Origin of the sequence: Enterobacter sp. MGH 24, from assembly GCF_000493015.1 — a bacterium.
GTDB lineage: Bacteria > Pseudomonadota > Gammaproteobacteria > Enterobacterales > Enterobacteriaceae > Enterobacter.
Genome location: NZ_KI535657.1, coordinates 218520 through 236579, shown reverse-complemented (window position 1 = coordinate 236579; position 18060 = coordinate 218520). Strand labels below are relative to the sequence as shown.

Annotated in this window: 12 protein-coding genes, 1 tRNA gene, 3 rRNA genes and 1 other annotated feature; of the genes, 10 read left to right on the top strand and 6 right to left on the bottom strand. The window is 53.4% G+C overall.

Features of this window, described 5'->3' with window-relative positions:
* Position 1 precedes the first annotated feature (1 nt).
* Positions 2-1123, top strand: a complete 1122-nt coding sequence (gene tyrA, locus L370_RS20655) for a bifunctional chorismate mutase/prephenate dehydrogenase (RefSeq protein ID WP_023333075.1) — start codon at positions 2-4, stop codon at positions 1121-1123.
* A gap of 60 nt (positions 1124-1183) precedes the next feature.
* On the top strand, positions 1184-2056 hold the full coding sequence (locus tag L370_RS20660) for an SMP-30/gluconolactonase/LRE family protein (RefSeq protein ID WP_023333074.1): 873 nt from the start codon (positions 1184-1186) through the stop codon (positions 2054-2056).
* Here the strand turns inward: L370_RS20660 and pheA are convergent.
* From pheA to bamD, 4 genes are all read right to left on the bottom strand, one after another.
* Positions 2053-3213, bottom strand: coding sequence for a bifunctional chorismate mutase/prephenate dehydratase (gene pheA / locus L370_RS20665; protein ID WP_023333073.1), 1161 nt, complete (start codon positions 3211-3213; stop codon positions 2053-2055). The genes L370_RS20660 and pheA overlap by 4 nt on opposite strands.
* Positions 3214-3243: 30 nt before the next feature.
* Positions 3244-3369: a sequence feature (Phe leader region), on the bottom strand.
* On the bottom strand, positions 3321-3368 hold the full coding sequence (gene pheL / locus L370_RS23325) for a pheA operon leader peptide PheL (protein WP_100249759.1): 48 nt from the start codon (positions 3366-3368) through the stop codon (positions 3321-3323). (Overlaps the previous feature by 48 nt.)
* A gap of 110 nt (positions 3370-3479) precedes the next feature.
* Complete coding sequence (raiA, locus tag L370_RS20670) at positions 3480-3821, bottom strand: ribosome-associated translation inhibitor RaiA (protein ID WP_003863162.1); 342 nt, start codon at positions 3819-3821, stop codon at positions 3480-3482.
* Between the two features lie 268 nt (positions 3822-4089).
* Positions 4090-4827 carry an outer membrane protein assembly factor BamD gene (bamD, locus tag L370_RS20675; protein ID WP_023308867.1) on the bottom strand — a complete coding sequence of 246 codons (738 nt, stop codon included), beginning with the start codon at positions 4825-4827 and terminating at the stop codon, positions 4090-4092.
* Positions 4828-4958: 131 nt separating this feature from the next.
* Here bamD and rluD point away from each other — a divergent pair, with 131 nt between their 5' ends.
* The 8 genes from rluD to L370_RS20715 all read left to right on the top strand — a co-directional run bounded on the left by rluD (position 4959) and on the right by L370_RS20715 (position 16313).
* Positions 4959-5939 carry a 23S rRNA pseudouridine(1911/1915/1917) synthase RluD gene (gene rluD, locus L370_RS20680; RefSeq protein ID WP_023333072.1) on the top strand — a complete coding sequence of 327 codons (981 nt, stop codon included), beginning with the start codon at positions 4959-4961 and terminating at the stop codon, positions 5937-5939.
* Complete coding sequence (gene yfiH, locus L370_RS20685; RefSeq protein ID WP_023333071.1) at positions 5936-6667, top strand: purine nucleoside phosphorylase YfiH; 732 nt, start codon at positions 5936-5938, stop codon at positions 6665-6667. The genes rluD and yfiH overlap by 4 nt, the downstream gene beginning before the upstream one ends.
* Positions 6668-6796: 129 nt before the next feature.
* Positions 6797-9370, top strand: coding sequence for an ATP-dependent chaperone ClpB (clpB, locus tag L370_RS20690; RefSeq protein ID WP_023308864.1), 2574 nt, complete (start codon positions 6797-6799; stop codon positions 9368-9370).
* Between the two features lie 451 nt (positions 9371-9821).
* A 16S ribosomal RNA gene (locus L370_RS20695) occupies positions 9822-11363 on the top strand.
* 85 nt (positions 11364-11448) lie between these two features.
* Positions 11449-11524 (top strand) — tRNA-Glu (locus tag L370_RS20700).
* A 192-nt stretch (positions 11525-11716) separates the two neighbouring features.
* Positions 11717-14621, top strand: a 23S ribosomal RNA gene (locus L370_RS20705).
* A 71-nt stretch (positions 14622-14692) separates the two neighbouring features.
* Positions 14693-14808 (top strand): 5S ribosomal RNA (rrf, locus tag L370_RS20710).
* The 16S, 23S and 5S rRNA genes sit together here with 1 tRNA gene alongside, the layout of an rRNA operon.
* A 209-nt stretch (positions 14809-15017) precedes the next feature.
* Entirely contained in the window at positions 15018-16313 is a 1296-nt protein-coding gene (locus tag L370_RS20715; protein ID WP_023333070.1) for an MFS transporter, read from the top strand.
* On the opposite strand, the gene L370_RS20720 is transcribed toward L370_RS20715, so the two are convergent.
* Both L370_RS20720 and pssA read right to left on the bottom strand, forming a co-directional pair.
* On the bottom strand, positions 16310-16633 hold the full coding sequence (locus L370_RS20720) for a YfiM family lipoprotein (RefSeq protein ID WP_023333069.1): 324 nt from the start codon (positions 16631-16633) through the stop codon (positions 16310-16312). The genes L370_RS20715 and L370_RS20720 overlap by 4 nt on opposite strands.
* Before the next feature lie 45 nt (positions 16634-16678).
* Entirely contained in the window at positions 16679-18034 is a 1356-nt protein-coding gene (gene pssA, locus L370_RS20725; protein WP_023333068.1) for a CDP-diacylglycerol--serine O-phosphatidyltransferase, read from the bottom strand.
* Positions 18035-18060 lie beyond the last annotated feature (26 nt).

Below are 18060 nucleotides of genomic sequence, written 5' to 3'. Positions count from 1 at the left end.
TATGGTTGCTGAATTGACCGCACTGCGCGATCAAATTGATGAAGTGGATAAGGCGCTGCTGGACCTGCTGGCGCGCCGCATGGCGCTGGTTGCCGAAGTGGGTGAGGTGAAAAGCAAATACGGCCTGCCGATTTACGTCCCGGAGCGCGAAGCCTCTATGCTGGCCTCCCGCCGTAAAGAGGCGCAGGCGCTGGGCGTATCGCCAGACCTGATTGAGGATGTTCTGCGTCGCGTGATGCGGGAATCCTATTCCAGCGAAAACGACAAGGGCTTCAAAACCCTTTGTCCGTCGTTACGTCCGGTGGTGATTGTCGGCGGTGCAGGGCAGATGGGGCGTCTGTTTGAAAAAATGCTGACGCTTTCTGGCTATCAGGTGCGCATTCTGGAAAAAGAGGACTGGGCGCATGCTCCGGAACTCATGAAAGATGCCGGGATGGTTATCGTCAGCGTGCCGATCCACGTGACGGAGCAGATCATCGAAAAGCTGCCTCCTTTACCGAAAGACTGCATCCTGGTGGATCTGGCCTCCGTCAAAAATGGTCCGCTGCAGGCCATGCTGGCGGCGCATACCGGTCCTGTGCTGGGTCTGCATCCGATGTTTGGCCCGGACAGCGGCAGCCTGGCAAAGCAGGTGGTGGTTTACTGCGACGGTCGTCAGCCGGAAGCCTATCAGTGGTTCCTGGAACAGATTCAGGTATGGGGTGCGCGACTGCACCGCATCAGCGCGGTTGAGCACGATCAGAACATGGCGTTCATTCAGGCGCTGCGCCACTTTGCGACGTTTGCCTACGGTCTGCATCTGGCGGAAGAGAACGTGCAGCTTGAACAGCTGCTGGCACTCTCTTCACCTATCTATCGTCTGGAGCTGGCGATGGTCGGGCGCCTGTTTGCTCAGGATCCGCAGCTTTACGCGGACATTATTATGTCCTCCGAGAACAACCTGGCGCTCATCAAGCGCTACTATCAGCGCTTTGGTGAAGCCATTACGCTGCTGGAGCACGGAGACAAGCAGGCGTTTATCGATAGCTTCCGCAAGGTCGAGCACTGGTTTGGCGATTACGCGCAGCGCTTCCAGAGTGAGAGCCGGACGCTGTTGCGCCAGGCAAATGACAGTCGCCAGTAATGCGATGATGTATATACTGAAAGCCAGCAATGCTGGCTTTTTTTATTTTGGGGAACTGTCATGGCCGAACCGCAGCTGCTGTTGAATTACACCGGGCATCTGCCTGAATGCCCGACGTGGAGCGCAGAAGAGCACGCGCTCTACTGGGCCGATATTCTGGAAGGGGAGATCCACCGCTACCATCTGCCGACGGCAGAACACACCGTGCTCTCTTTCCATGAGGAGGTGGGGTGTTTCGCGCTGCGCGAGCAGGGTGGTTTTATCGTTGCGATGAGAACGGGTATCTGGCTGACCGACAAACACGGCCTGCTGCGCCGCAAGGTGTGTGATAACCCTTCTAACCCACAGCTCGCACGTTTTAACGACGGCGGCACTGATTCTCTGGGGCGGTTCTATGCGGGCACGTTTTGGGGGCCGGGAGATTACAACGGTGCCCTGCTGATGCGCATCGACAACGACCTGACGCCGAAAGTGATCCAATGCGATATTCACGGACACAACGGCTTAGCGTTTAGTCCGGATAATCAATGGATGTTTACTTCAGATACGCCAAACGGCGTTATTTACCGCACGCCGCTTGATGAGCTGGGCGAACCCGGCAGGCGTGAGGTGTTTCGTCAGTTTAAAGAGGGCGAAGGGATACCGGACGGCGCGGCCATGGATGTGGAAGGCTGCTACTGGAGCGCGCTGTTTGACGGCTGGCGTATTGCGCGTTTTTCTCCGCAAGGGGAGCAACTGGAAGAATACCGCATGCCGGTACGTTGCCCGACGATGGTCTGTTTTGGCGGCGATGACATGAAAACGCTGTTTATTACCACCACGCGGGAAAATATGGATGCGGAGGAGGTGGCGAAGTATCCGCTTTCCGGCGCTATCTTCACCCTGCCCGTTAACGTGGCAGGGATGAAGAAAAGCTGCTTTATCGAACGTTAAGCCGGGTCAACCGGGACCACGTTCTCGCTCGGATAGCAGCCCAGCACCTTCATGGAACGGGTGATCTCGCCCAGTTCGCGCAGGGCCTTCTGCATGGAAGCAGACTCGAGGTTGGCCTGGATATCGAGGTAGAACATCTCTTCCCACGGGTTGCCGTGGATTGGGCGTGATTCCAGCCTGGTCATGATCAGATTGTGGTTACGCAGCACCAGCAGGGCTTCAACCAGCGCACCGGCCTGTTGGCCGGTGGCCATCAGCAGCGTGGTTTTGGCTGGCACCTGGTCTGACACATTGATTGCCTTGCGGGCCAGCACGACGAAGCGGGTAATGTTTTGCGTCTGGTTTGCCAGATTGCGTTCCAGCACCTGTAAACCATACAGCGCGCCACCCGCTTCACTGCCGAGCGCAGCGACGGTTGGGGAGTTAGCCTGCGCCACTTTTTCCATCGCCGCCGAGGTGCTTTCGGTGTACTCAATTTTCCAGTTCGGATAGCGGTTCAGGAACTGGCTGCACTGCTGGAACGGTTGGGGATGACTGTAGACCGTCTCGATCTTGCTCAGGTCGGTGGAGCCGGAGACCAGCACGCAGTGATCGATAGGGATCGTCAGCTCGCCAACCAGCGACAGGCTGGTGTGCTGCAGCAAATCGTAGACGTCGTTGATGGCGCCGGAGCTGGTGTTCTCAATCGGCACCACGGCGTAATCCGCCTGGCCGGTCTCAACCTGATTAAATATGTCGGCAAACTTCGCGCAGCCGCTTTCGATAAACTCTTCAAAATGGCGTGCGGCATACTGACGTGCGGCCAGGTGAGAATAAGAGCCCTTCGGCCCGAGGAAGGCGATACGCGCAGAGTGCGGATTGGTTTTATTCAGATGCTGCTGGAGTAACGCTTGCTGGGTGAGGACGGAGTCTTCGATGATGAGCTGGAACAACCGGGTGATGTAGTGGGCATCGAGGTGATGCGCTTTACCGAGCTGGATCAGACGCTCCAGTAAATCGCGCTCGCGGTCGATATCGCGGACCGGGCGATGGGAGTCCAGCTTGGCTTTGCCCACTTCGACGGCGAGCGCGCGGCGTTCGGCCAGCAGCGCCAGTAATTTCTCGTCCAGCGCGCTGATTTTTACGCGCAGATCCAGTAACGGGTTTTCCGGTGTCATAGTGTTGCCTGTCTCATTTTATCGTTATCAATAAAAAAGGCCTCCCGCTGTGGGAGGCCTTGTTGTTCGTCTTCGCATTCTTTATCACACGACGAAACGCCTCCCAGTCAGGGGAAGGTAAAAAAGAATGCGAAGAAGAACGGCGTAAGTTTCATAAAGTCATCCTGTGATTGATACCGTTAAAGTACCCGTACTGTTTTCACCCTGTCAATAAAAAACAAAAAACGCGCCCGAAGGCGCGTTGGCGGTACACTCAATTTAAAGGATTACTCTTCTTCAACTTCTTCCGCGAAGCTGGCGTCTTTCACCGATGTTGCGGCGCGACGGGCTTCACCTTTGTGTTGCACTTTATTGAGCTGCCGTTCCAGCTTGTTGATCAAATCGTTAATAGCGGTGTACATATCCTCGTGTTTTGCGCTGGCGACCAGATGGCCGTTTGGAGTATTGATAGTTGCGTCAGCGATGAAACCCTGCGGCTCCTTGGACAGGATGATATGTGGATTAATCAAATGAGTTTGCCATTTATCCAGTTTGGCGAGACGGTCTGCGACGTGCTGGCGGATTGCCGGAGTAATTTCCATTTGTTTACTGGTAATGTTCATTGTCATAAATTTTACCTCTTGTCTTTCCGTCTTGGTGATTCCAGCATACCCGACCCAATGTCAAAATGTGTGATTTAGATCACGTTATTTTGTCGGTTTTTGTCAGGGAATCTTTTTTGTGAGGCAGGGCAGGAAGAGGCGAGATTTACCTTGTCGAAGGCAAAAATTGGGGCCATAGTTGACTGGATGTGTTGAGGCTAACGCGCTTCGGCGACGCGCTAAAATGAATAAAAAAACGGCAGCCTTTGGGCTGCCGTTTTGCATTGAGGCAAGATCAGGTGTTGCTGCTGTTCGCGGCGATGATTTTCGCCACTTTTTCCGCCTGAGCGGTCATCTGCATCTGACGGTAAGCATTTTCCATCAGCTTCAGGCCGTCGCGCGTTGCCTGAGTATCCGGATAATCACGCAGCATACCTTCTACGCGGTTAACCACGGCAACCCATGCGCCACGGCGGGTATAGTATTCCGCCACGGAGTATTCATATTTCGCCAGACGATCTTTCAGGAACACCAGACGCTTGGTGGCGTCGGTCACGTACTGGCTGTTCGGATAGCCGCGCACCAGCTTGGAGAAGTCATTGAAGGCATCACGCGCATGCTGCGGGTCACGGTCGGAACGATCCACGCCGAAGAAGCCCTGCAGCGCACTGTCGTCCAGCGCCATGTTGGTGAGGCCGCGCATGTACATCACATAGTCGATGTTAGGATGAGTCGGGTTCAGACGCATGAAACGATCGATGGTTGCCTGAGCCAGCGGCAGATCGGCATTTTTATAGTATGCATAGATGAGATCTAACTGTACCTGCTGCGAATACGGACCAAATGGATAGCGATTATCCAACGCTTCCAGTTGCGTTATCGCCTGTTTCCAGTTACCGTCCTGCAACTTTTGTTGTGCAGTCGCATAGATTTCATTCGGCGGATTGTCAGGGACCTGTTCATTTGAACCGGAGCAGCCCACCAAAGCCAGGCTCAACGTGGCCGCTGCCACCAGATATTTCATGCGCGTCATGACGTTTTGACTTTCCTCAAATGTTTGTCCGGGAGAAACTCTGTTCCTGCTCCCGATTAAGACCAGCTACAATAGCACACTATATTAAACGGCAAAGCCGTAAAACCCAACGTTAAACGAAGAAGCAGTTTATGGCACAACGAGTAGAACTCACCGCAACAGTCTCCGAAAATCAGCTCGGTCAACGCTTAGATCAGGCTTTGGCCGAATTGTTCCCTGATTATTCGCGTTCACGCATAAAAGAATGGATCCTTGACCAGCGCGTGCTGGTAAACGGCAAGATCTGGGACAAACCAAAAGAGAAAGTGTTAGGTGGGGAAGCTGTCGCCATCAATGCTGAAATCGAAGAGGAAATCCGCTTCGAGCCGCAGGATATCCCACTGGACATCGTGTATGAAGATGATGACATTCTGGTGATCAACAAGCCGCGCGACCTGGTTGTTCATCCGGGCGCGGGGAACCCTGACGGTACGGTACTTAACGCACTTCTCCATTACTATCCGCCGATCGTAGATGTCCCGCGCGCGGGCATCGTGCACCGTCTGGATAAAGACACCACTGGCTTGATGGTGGTGGCGAAGACCGTTCCTGCTCAGACTCGACTGGTGGAGTCGCTGCAGCTGCGCGAAATCACCCGCGAGTATGAAGCGGTAGCCATTGGGCATATGACCTCTGGCGGAACGGTGGAAGAACCAATCAGCCGTCACCCAACCAAACGTACCCATATGTCGGTGCATCCGATGGGTAAACCGGCGGTGACGCACTATCGCATTATGGAACACTTCCGTATTCATACGCGTCTGCGTCTGCGTCTGGAAACCGGGCGTACGCACCAGATCCGCGTGCATATGGCCCACATCACCCATCCGCTGGTGGGGGATCAGGTCTACGGTGGTCGTCCGCGTCCGCCTAAAGGCGCATCGGATGAATTCATCAGCGTATTGCGTAAATTCGATCGTCAGGCGCTGCACGCGACCATGCTGCGTCTTTATCACCCTATCACCGGTATTCAGATGGAGTGGCATGCGCCTATCCCGCAGGATATGGTGGACCTTATTGACGCCATGCGTGCTGATTTCGAAGAACATAAGGATCAAGTGGACTGGTTATGACCAAACTGATTGTCCCGGAGTGGCCATTGCCTGCAGGCGTGGCTGCCTGCAGTTCAACCCGTATTGGCGGTGTTAGCCAGGGCGCGTGGGCGTCTTTGAACCTCGGTGCGCACTGTGGCGACAACCTGGAACACGTTGAAGAGAACCGCAGGCGTCTGTTTGCTGCGGGGAACTTGCCGTCGAAACCGGTCTGGCTGGAACAGGTTCATGGTAATGCGGTGCTGAAGTTGACGGGGGAACCCTATGCTTCTAAACGCGCTGATGCCTCATACAGTAATACTCCGGGAACCGTTTGTGCCGTAATGACCGCGGATTGTCTGCCGGTTCTGTTCTGTAACCGTGCAGGTACCGAGGTGGCAGCAGCACACGCGGGCTGGCGTGGTCTGTGTGAAGGCGTGCTCGAAGAAACAGTCGCCTGCTTTAACGATGAGCCCGCCAATATTATGGCCTGGCTTGGCCCGGCCATTGGTCCTCGTGCTTTTGAAGTGGGGCCAGAGGTTCGCGAAGCCTTTATGGAAAAAGATCCGCAAGCGGTGGATGCCTTCCAGCCTTCGGGGGAGAAATATCTGGCCGATATTTACCAGCTCGCCCGCCAGCGCCTGAATAACGTCGGCGTGTCGCAGATCTTCGGCGGCGATCGCTGCACATTCACCGAAAAGGGTGATTTTTTCTCCTATCGCCGCGACAAGACCACGGGACGTATGGCAAGTTTTATTTGGCTGATATAACCTAAAGAATCAAGACGATCCGGTACGTGCCGTTTTCTTTTCACATAATTCAGGTCATTAACCTTGAATAATTGAGGGATGACCTCATTTAATCTCCAGTAGCAAATTTGACCTGTTATGGGAGGAGTTATGCGTCTGGATCGTCTTACTAATAAATTCCAGCTTGCTCTCGCCGATGCCCAGTCCCTCGCACTGGGGCACGACAACCAATTTATCGAACCTCTTCATTTAATGAGCGCCTTGCTGAATCAGGAAGGGGGATCGGTACGTCCTTTATTAACGTCCGCTGGCATTAATGCTGGCCAGTTACGCACCGCTATCGATCAGGCGCTGAGCCGTTTGCCGCAGGTAGAAGGTACCGGCGGCGACGTTCAGCCGTCGCAGGATCTGGTACGCGTGCTTAACCTTTGCGACAAGCTGGCGCAAAAACGTGGGGACAACTTTATTTCGTCAGAGCTGTTTGTTCTGGCGGCGCTTGAATCACGCGGTACCTTGACCGACCTGCTGAAATCTGCCGGTGCGACCACCGCCAATGTGACTCAGGCGATTGAGAAAATGCGCGGAGGTGAAAGCGTGAACGATCAGGGAGCCGAAGACCAACGTCAGGCTTTGAAGAAATTTACGGTCGATCTGACCGAGCGTGCTGAGCAGGGCAAACTTGACCCGGTTATCGGCCGTGATGAAGAAATTCGCCGTACGATTCAGGTACTGCAGCGTCGTACCAAGAACAACCCGGTGCTGATTGGTGAACCGGGTGTCGGTAAAACCGCCATTGTTGAAGGGCTGGCGCAGCGTATCGTCAACGGTGAAGTGCCGGAAGGCCTGAAAGGCCGCCGCGTGCTGGCGCTGGATATGGGCGCGCTGGTGGCTGGTGCGAAATACCGCGGTGAGTTCGAAGAGCGTCTGAAAGGCGTGCTTAACGACCTGGCGAAGCAGGAAGGCAACGTTATCCTGTTTATCGACGAACTGCACACCATGGTCGGTGCGGGTAAAGCGGACGGCGCGATGGATGCCGGGAACATGCTGAAACCTGCGCTGGCGCGCGGTGAACTTCACTGCGTCGGCGCCACTACGCTTGATGAGTATCGTCAGTACATCGAGAAAGATGCTGCGCTGGAACGTCGCTTCCAGAAAGTGTTTGTTGCTGAGCCAAGCGTTGAAGATACCATCGCGATCCTGCGTGGTCTGAAAGAGCGCTATGAGCTGCACCATCACGTGCAGATCACTGACCCGGCAATTGTTGCTGCGGCAACGCTTTCACATCGTTATATCGCTGACCGTCAGCTGCCGGATAAAGCGATCGACCTGATTGATGAAGCAGCTTCGAGCATTCGTATGCAGATTGACTCGAAACCGGAAGAGCTGGACCGACTCGACCGACGCATCATTCAGCTCAAGCTGGAACAGCAGGCGCTGAAGAAAGAGTCTGATGAAGCCAGTAAGAAACGCCTGGATATGCTCAATGAAGAACTGGACGATAAAGAGCGCCAGTATTCTGAGCTGGAAGAAGAGTGGAAAGCCGAGAAAGCATCCCTTTCTGGCACTCAGACCATCAAAGCTGAACTCGAACAGGCAAAAATTGCCATTGAGCAGGCTCGCCGTGTCGGTGACCTGGCGAGGATGTCTGAACTGCAGTACGGCAAAATTCCTGAGCTGGAAAAACAGCTTGAGATAGCGACGCAGTCAGAAGGAAAAACGATGCGTCTGTTACGTAATAAAGTGACGGACGCAGAAATCGCTGAAGTGCTTGCTCGCTGGACCGGTATTCCCGTGGCGCGCATGCTGGAAGGCGAGCGTGAAAAACTGCTGCGCATGGAGCAGGATCTCCACAACCGGGTGATTGGTCAGAACGAAGCGGTTGAGGCGGTTTCCAACGCCATTCGCCGTAGCCGCGCAGGATTGTCCGATCCAAACCGTCCGATTGGTTCGTTCCTGTTCCTGGGGCCAACCGGCGTCGGTAAGACCGAACTGTGTAAAGCGCTGGCTAACTTTATGTTCGACAGCGACGATGCGATGGTGCGTATCGACATGTCCGAGTTTATGGAGAAACACTCCGTCTCGCGTCTGGTCGGTGCGCCTCCGGGATACGTCGGTTATGAAGAAGGTGGTTATCTGACGGAAGCGGTTCGCCGTCGCCCTTATTCCGTCATCCTGCTGGATGAAGTGGAAAAAGCGCACCCGGATGTGTTCAACATCCTGCTTCAGGTGCTGGACGATGGTCGTCTGACAGACGGGCAGGGGAGAACGGTCGACTTCCGTAATACGGTTGTCATTATGACTTCGAACCTGGGTTCCGATTTGATTCAGGAACGTTTCGGTGAACTGGATTATAGCCATATGAAAGATCTGGTGCTCGGTGTCGTGAGCCATAACTTCCGTCCTGAATTCATCAACCGTATTGATGAGGTGGTGGTCTTCCATCCTCTGGGTGAGAAACACATTGCGTCGATTGCGCAGATCCAGTTGCAGCGTCTGTACAAACGTCTGGAAGAGCGTGGGTATGAAATTCACATCTCCGATGAGGCGCTGAAGCTCCTGAGCGAGAATGGTTACGATCCGGTGTACGGTGCGCGTCCATTAAAACGTGCTATCCAGCAGCAGATCGAAAACCCGCTGGCGCAGCAGATCCTCTCCGGAGAGTTGATTCCGGGCAAAGTTATTCGTCTGGAAGCCAACGACGATCGTATTGTGGCAGTGCAGTAAGTCACAAAACGCAAAAACGAGCCGCTTGCGGCTCGTTTTTGTTTAAAAACCAGGCGAAAATTGAGGTCTGGAGTTAGTTTTGCCTGGAAAGTGAGCGGTCAGTAAATAATTTTCACTTTACCCTTGCGGCTTCGGAATAACTCCCTATAATGCGCCTCCACTGACACGGAACAACGGCTTACAGGCCGCCGGGTTAGCGGGGTTCAGAGATGAACGTCAGCAGAGAAAAGTGAAAATAAACGCTTGACTCTGAAGCGGGGAAGCGTAATATGCACACCCCGCGCCGCTGCGAAAAGCGAAGCGGCACTGCTCTTTAACAATTTATCAGACAATCTGTGTGGGCACTCAAAGTGACATGGATTCTTAATGTCTTCGGACAATAAATGAATACCAAGTCTCTGAGTGAACATACGTAATTCATTACGAAGTTTAATTCACGAGCATCAAACTTAAATTGAAGAGTTTGATCATGGCTCAGATTGAACGCTGGCGGCAGGCCTAACACATGCAAGTCGAGCGGCAGCGGGAAGTAGCTTGCTACTTTGCCGGCGAGCGGCGGACGGGTGAGTAATGTCTGGGAAACTGCCTGATGGAGGGGGATAACTACTGGAAACGGTAGCTAATACCGCATAACGTCGCAAGACCAAAGAGGGGGACCTTCGGGCCTCTTGCCATCAGATGTGCCCAGATGGGATTAGCTAGTAGGTGGGGTAACGGCTCACCTAGGCGACGATCCCTAGCTGGTCTGAGAGGATGACCAGCCACACTGGAACTGAGACACGGTCCAGACTCCTACGGGAGGCAGCAGTGGGGAATATTGCACAATGGGCGCAAGCCTGATGCAGCCATGCCGCGTGTATGAAGAAGGCCTTCGGGTTGTAAAGTACTTTCAGCGGGGAGGAAGGTGCTGAGGTTAATAACCTCATCGATTGACGTTACCCGCAGAAGAAGCACCGGCTAACTCCGTGCCAGCAGCCGCGGTAATACGGAGGGTGCAAGCGTTAATCGGAATTACTGGGCGTAAAGCGCACGCAGGCGGTCTGTCAAGTCGGATGTGAAATCCCCGGGCTCAACCTGGGAACTGCATTCGAAACTGGCAGGCTAGAGTCTTGTAGAGGGGGGTAGAATTCCAGGTGTAGCGGTGAAATGCGTAGAGATCTGGAGGAATACCGGTGGCGAAGGCGGCCCCCTGGACAAAGACTGACGCTCAGGTGCGAAAGCGTGGGGAGCAAACAGGATTAGATACCCTGGTAGTCCACGCCGTAAACGATGTCGACTTGGAGGTTGTGCCCTTGAGGCGTGGCTTCCGGAGCTAACGCGTTAAGTCGACCGCCTGGGGAGTACGGCCGCAAGGTTAAAACTCAAATGAATTGACGGGGGCCCGCACAAGCGGTGGAGCATGTGGTTTAATTCGATGCAACGCGAAGAACCTTACCTACTCTTGACATCCAGAGAACTTTCCAGAGATGGATTGGTGCCTTCGGGAACTCTGAGACAGGTGCTGCATGGCTGTCGTCAGCTCGTGTTGTGAAATGTTGGGTTAAGTCCCGCAACGAGCGCAACCCTTATCCTTTGTTGCCAGCGGTTCGGCCGGGAACTCAAAGGAGACTGCCAGTGATAAACTGGAGGAAGGTGGGGATGACGTCAAGTCATCATGGCCCTTACGAGTAGGGCTACACACGTGCTACAATGGCGCATACAAAGAGAAGCGACCTCGCGAGAGCAAGCGGACCTCATAAAGTGCGTCGTAGTCCGGATTGGAGTCTGCAACTCGACTCCATGAAGTCGGAATCGCTAGTAATCGTAGATCAGAATGCTACGGTGAATACGTTCCCGGGCCTTGTACACACCGCCCGTCACACCATGGGAGTGGGTTGCAAAAGAAGTAGGTAGCTTAACCTTCGGGAGGGCGCTTACCACTTTGTGATTCATGACTGGGGTGAAGTCGTAACAAGGTAACCGTAGGGGAACCTGCGGTTGGATCACCTCCTTACCTTAAAGAACCTGCCTTTGTAGTGCTCACACAGATTGTCTGATGAAAAGTAAATAGCAAGGCGTCTTGCGATTGAGACTTACACGTCCCCTTCGTCTAGAGGCCCAGGACACCGCCCTTTCACGGCGGTAACAGGGGTTCGAATCCCCTAGGGGACGCCACTTGCTGGTTCGTGAGTGAAAGTCACCTGCCGTCATATCTCAAAACTCATCTTCGGGTGACGTTTGAGATATTTGCTCTTTAAAAATCTGGATCAAGCTGAAAATTGAAACGACACACAGTTAATGTGTGTTCGAGTCTCTCAAATTTTCGCAAGTCGATGATGAATCGAAAGAAACATCTTCGGGTTGTGAGGTTAAGCGACTAAGCGTACACGGTGGATGCCCTGGCAGTCAGAGGCGATGAAGGACGTGCTAATCTGCGAAAAGCGCCGGCGAGGTGATATGAACCTTTGACCCGGCGATGTCCGAATGGGGAAACCCAGTGTGTTCCGACACACTATCGTTAACTGAATACATAGGTTAACGAGGCGAACCGGGGGAACTGAAACATCTAAGTACCCCGAGGAAAAGAAATCAACCGAGATTCCCCCAGTAGCGGCGAGCGAACGGGGAGCAGCCCAGAGTCTGAATCAGCTTGTGTGTTAGTGGAACGGTCTGGAAAGTCCGGCGATACAGGGTGATAGCCCCGTACACGAAAGCACACAGGTTGTGAACTCGAAGAGTAGGGCGGGACACGTGGTATCCTGTCTGAATATGGGGGGACCATCCTCCAAGGCTAAATACTCCTGACTGACCGATAGTGAACCAGTACCGTGAGGGAAAGGCGAAAAGAACCCCGGCGAGGGGAGTGAAAAAGAACCTGAAACCGTGTACGTACAAGCAGTGGGAGCACCTTCGTGGTGTGACTGCGTACCTTTTGTATAATGGGTCAGCGACTTATATTCTGTAGCAAGGTTAACCGTATAGGGGAGCCGAAGGGAAACCGAGTCTTAACTGGGCGTTAAGTTGCAGGGTATAGACCCGAAACCCGGTGATCTAGCCATGGGCAGGTTGAAGGTTGGGTAACACTAACTGGAGGACCGAACCGACTAATGTTGAAAAATTAGCGGATGACTTGTGGCTGGGGGTGAAAGGCCAATCAAACCGGGAGATAGCTGGTTCTCCCCGAAAGCTATTTAGGTAGCGCCTCGTGAACTCATCTTCGGGGGTAGAGCACTGTTTCGGCTAGGGGGCCATCCCGGCTTACCAACCCGATGCAAACTACGAATACCGAAGAATGTTATCACGGGAGACACACGGCGGGTGCTAACGTCCGTCGTGAAGAGGGAAACAACCCAGACCGCCAGCTAAGGTCCCAAAGTCATGGTTAAGTGGGAAACGATGTGGGAAGGCACAGACAGCCAGGATGTTGGCTTAGAAGCAGCCATCATTTAAAGAAAGCGTAATAGCTCACTGGTCGAGTCGGCCTGCGCGGAAGATGTAACGGGGCTAAACCATGCACCGAAGCTGCGGCAGCGACGCTTATGCGTTGTTGGGTAGGGGAGCGTTCTGTAAGCCGTTGAAGGTGTGCTGTGAGGCATGCTGGAGGTATCAGAAGTGCGAATGCTGACATAAGTAACGATAAAGCGGGTGAAAAGCCCGCTCGCCGGAAGACCAAGGGTTCCTGTCCAACGTTAATCGGGGCAGGGTGAGTCGACCCCTAAGGCGAGGCCGAAAGGCGTAGTCGATGGGAAACAGGTTAATATTCCTGTACTTGGTGTTACTGCGAAGGGGGGACGGAGAAGGCTATGTTAGCCGGGCGACGGTTGTCCCGGTTTAAGCATGTAGGCGGAGGTTCCAGGTAAATCCGGTACCTTTTAACGCTGAGGTGTGATGACGAGGCACTACGGTGCTGAAGTAACAAATGCCCTGCTTCCAGGAAAAGCCTCTAAGCATCAGGTAACATCAAATCGTACCCCAAACCGACACAGGTGGTCAGGTAGAGAATACCAAGGCGCTTGAGAGAACTCGGGTGAAGGAACTAGGCAAAATGGTGCCGTAACTTCGGGAGAAGGCACGCTGATATGTAGGTGAAGCCCCTGCGGGTGGAGCTGAAATCAGTCGAAGATACCAGCTGGCTGCAACTGTTTATTAAAAACACAGCACTGTGCAAACACGAAAGTGGACGTATACGGTGTGACGCCTGCCCGGTGCCGGAAGGTTAATTGATGGGGTTAGCGGCAACGCGAAGCTCTTGATCGAAGCCCCGGTAAACGGCGGCCGTAACTATAACGGTCCTAAGGTAGCGAAATTCCTTGTCGGGTAAGTTCCGACCTGCACGAATGGCGTAATGATGGCCAGGCTGTCTCCACCCGAGACTCAGTGAAATTGAACTCGCTGTGAAGATGCAGTGTACCCGCGGCAAGACGGAAAGACCCCGTGAACCTTTACTATAGCTTGACACTGAACACTGGTCCTTGATGTGTAGGATAGGTGGGAGGCTTTGAAGCGTGGACGCCAGTCTGCGTGGAGCCAACCTTGAAATACCACCCTTTAATGGCTGGTGTTCTAACGTAGACCCGTAATCCGGGTTGCGGACAGTGTCTGGTGGGTAGTTTGACTGGGGCGGTCTCCTCCCAAAGAGTAACGGAGGAGCACGAAGGTTAGCTAATCCTGGTCGGACATCAGGAGGTTAGTGCAATGGCATAAGCTAGCTTGACTGCGAGAGTGACGGCTCGAGCAGGTGCGAAAGCAGGTCATAGTGATCCGGTGGTTCTGAATGGAAGGGCCATCGCTCAACGGATAAAAGGTACTCCGGGGATAACAGGCTGATACCGCCCAAGAGTTCATATCGACGGCGGTGTTTGGCACCTCGATGTCGGCTCATCACATCCTGGGGCTGAAGTAGGTCCCAAGGGTATGGCTGTTCGCCATTTAAAGTGGTACGCGAGCTGGGTTTAGAACGTCGTGAGACAGTTCGGTCCCTATCTGCCGTGGGCGCTGGAGAATTGAGGGGGGCTGCTCCTAGTACGAGAGGACCGGAGTGGACGCATCACTGGTGTTCGGGTTGTCATGCCAATGGCACTGCCCGGTAGCTAAATGCGGAAAAGATAAGTGCTGAAAGCATCTAAGCACGAAACTTGCCCCGAGATGAGTTCTCCCTGAGACTTTAAGTCTCCTGAAGGAACGTTGAAGACTACGACGTTGATAGGTCGGGTGTGTAAGCGCAGCGATGCGTTGAGCTAACCGATACTAATGAACCGTGAGGCTTAACCTTACAACGCCGAAGCTGTTTCGGCGAAGAGACAGACAATCAATTTCAGCTTTGATACAGATTAACAGAATTTGCCTGGCGGCTTTAGCGCGGTGGTCCCACCTGACCCCATGCCGAACTCAGAAGTGAAACGCCGTAGCGCCGATGGTAGTGTGGGGTCTCCCCATGTGAGAGTAGGGAACTGCCAGGCATCAATTAGAAGAACCCCGTACCGTAAGGTGCGGGGTTTTTTGCTTTGTGCTTTATCTCTCTGGCCTTTCTCTTAATCCCTTATCCTGCTAATGGAATGTGTGATCTCTGTCTCAATGTTATTTATAACAAAATTATAACATTTCATTTACGAGGTAATTGAGTCTCCTGGCTCAATACGCCGCTGTTTATGGCAGGAGCATAATCACAATGACAGAAAGCATTACATCAAACGGGACGCTGGCTAACAGTGATACCCGAAGAAGGGTATGGGCAATCGTCAGCGCCTCTTCAGGGAATCTGGTTGAATGGTTCGACTTTTACGTCTACTCATTCTGTTCACTCTACTTCGCACATATTTTCTTCCCCTCCGGCAACACCACAACGCAACTTCTTCAAACGGCGGGGGTATTTGCCGCAGGATTCTTGATGCGCCCCATCGGGGGCTGGCTGTTTGGCCGCATTGCGGATCGTCGCGGGCGTAAGGCTTCTATGCTGATCTCGGTGTGTATGATGTGTTTTGGCTCTCTGGTGATCGCCTGTTTACCGGGATATGAATCGATTGGCACCTGGGCACCGGCGCTACTTTTACTGGCCCGCTTATTCCAGGGATTATCGGTGGGCGGTGAATACGGTACCAGTGCGACCTACATGAGTGAGATTGCACTGGAAGGCCGTAAAGGTTTTTACGCCTCATTCCAGTATGTCACGCTGATTGGTGGTCAACTGCTGGCCATTCTTGTGGTGGTGATCCTGCAGCAGATTCTGACGGACGAACAACTTCACGCCTGGGGATGGCGAATTCCTTTCGCGATGGGTGCTGTACTGGCAGTTGTCGCACTTTGGCTACGCCGTCAGTTAGATGAAACTTCTCAGAAGGAAGTCAGAACGCTGAAGGAGGCGGGAACATTCAAAGGGTTATGGCGTAACCGCAAAGCTTTCCTTATGGTGCTGGGCTTCACTGCGGGCGGCTCCCTTAGTTTCTACACGTTCACTACCTATATGCAGAAGTACCTGGTGAACACTACCGGCATGCACGCAAACGTTGCCAGCGTAGTCATGACGGTGGCGCTGTTTGTCTTTATGCTCATACAACCCCTTATCGGTGCACTCTCGGATAAAATCGGTCGACGTACGTCGATGCTGATTTTTGGCGGGCTGTCGGCGTTATGTACCGTACCAATTCTGTCTGCCCTTCAGCATGTGACTTCGCCGTATGCCGCGTTTGCGCTGGTGATGCTGGCGATGGTGATTGTCAGTTTTTATACCTCTATCAGTGGGATACTGAAAGCTGAAATGTTTCCAGCGCAGGTACGTGCTTTAGGGGTAGGGCTCTCTTATGCGGTTGCTAATGCGCTATTTGGTGGCTCGGCGGAGTACATTGCGTTGTCGCTTAAATCATGGGGAAGTGAAACGACATTCTTCTGGTACGTAACGATAATGGGTGCACTGGCCTTTGTTGTTTCCCTGATGTTGCATCGTAAAGGGAAAGGCATTCGACTTTAATAGTGCGCCATCTGCCACACGGCATAGCCGGTCGTTGCACCGGCAACATCCCAGGCGAAATCTTTCCAGCTCCAGCCGCTCCCTGCGGGGCGGCTATCCCACAGCTCTTTTGATGCCCCAAGACCCACTGAGAACATCAAGCCTATCGCCGCGCTACGATCCCGGCTGTACCCCTGATGCTGCGCATATTCATTACCGGCTGCGGACAACATCGCAGAAGCGAGGAAATGCTGTGCTTTATCCTGTCCGGACCAGCTATCGTTGGCCATATGGCTACAGCCGCTCAGAAAGAGGATGCTCAGTAACAGAGGAATACGCATCAACGGGCTCCATAAAAAAGCCCTGCGGGTGGCAGGGCCTGGACATTACAGAATACGGCTGATAAGTCGGTCGATACGGATACGACGTAAGCGGCGGATAAGCTTGCGGACTTTCACCGGATAATCGGCAATGCTCTGCAGTTCGCGGTAATGATTGACCACAGTGGTATGTGTGCGAATCAGCTCCAGCTCACGTTCACGTTTTGCGGCTAACTCATGCTGCGGGTCATGGATCAGGATAGCGTTTTCCAGATCCAGTCGCCACGCGCGTGGGTTCAGGTTGTTACCGGTCAGCAGCATCCACTCATCGTCGACCCACATACCTTTCAGATGGTAAGTGTTGTCTTCGTCTTTCCAGAGACGCACAACCAGCTGGTCAGTGTTTACGTAATACTGTAAACGGCTCAGGAAACGGCGCAGGTTAATTTCATAGAGATAAGGCAGCGCACCGATGATTTTGAACGGCTGATCTTCAGGAATGAAGAAGTCGTTTGCGGTTTTATCACCCACGATGATTTCCACCTTTTTACCGTCGCGCAGCAGCTGAATGATATTACGCACCAGCACGGCAGGAAGGTTGAAGTACGGCGTACAGATGGTGAGTTTCTGCTCCGCGCACGGCATCAGATGGAAGATCGTTTTGTTCAGCAGGCTTGATTTGCCGAGCCCTACCAGCGGGGTAACGGATAGCTCTTCGTTGTTCGCATCGCCCTGGAAATGATAGACCGCATCACGCAGTTCCTGGCGGAAGGCGCGAACATCGTTTTTGATTTCCGGGCTTTTAGGACGTTCGGGATCGTCAAGGCGATTAACACCGCGGCCATGGACCAGATTTTTATCAACCCAGTTGAACATGATATCGGCCATCTGCGGATTACGGATCAGATGGTAGCGGTCGTAGCGATATTTATCGAGCTGATGAAGGTAAACATCATTCAGACTTGCGCCGCTGTAAAGCACGCTGTCATCAATGATGAAGCCCTTGAAATGAAGAACGCCGAGCGCTTCACGGGTATTAACCGGGACGCCATAAACAGGGACATCGACGCCAGGATTTTCCTGCGCCGTGCGGCAATACCAGTCGGCATTGGTGTTTGACGCGGCAGCGCCAATGCGGCCACGCTGAGCGCGATGCCAGTCTACCAGCACGCGAACATCGAGTTCCGGGCGCTGACGTTTGGCTTCATAGAGCGCGTTCAGGATCGCGCGCCCGCCTTCATCCTGTTCAAGATACAGGGCCACAATGCAAATGCGTCGCGTGGCGCTGGCAATCTTTTCCAGAAGCGTCTCCCGAAAATGAGCGGGAGCGTAAAAGAACTCTACATCATCAACTGACTGAGAAATCTTCGGTAGTTGAGCAAGGTGTTGTTGATGTTTATTACGCTTAAATTTTGACAACATCACAGTGCGTTTCTTCTCTGTTCATT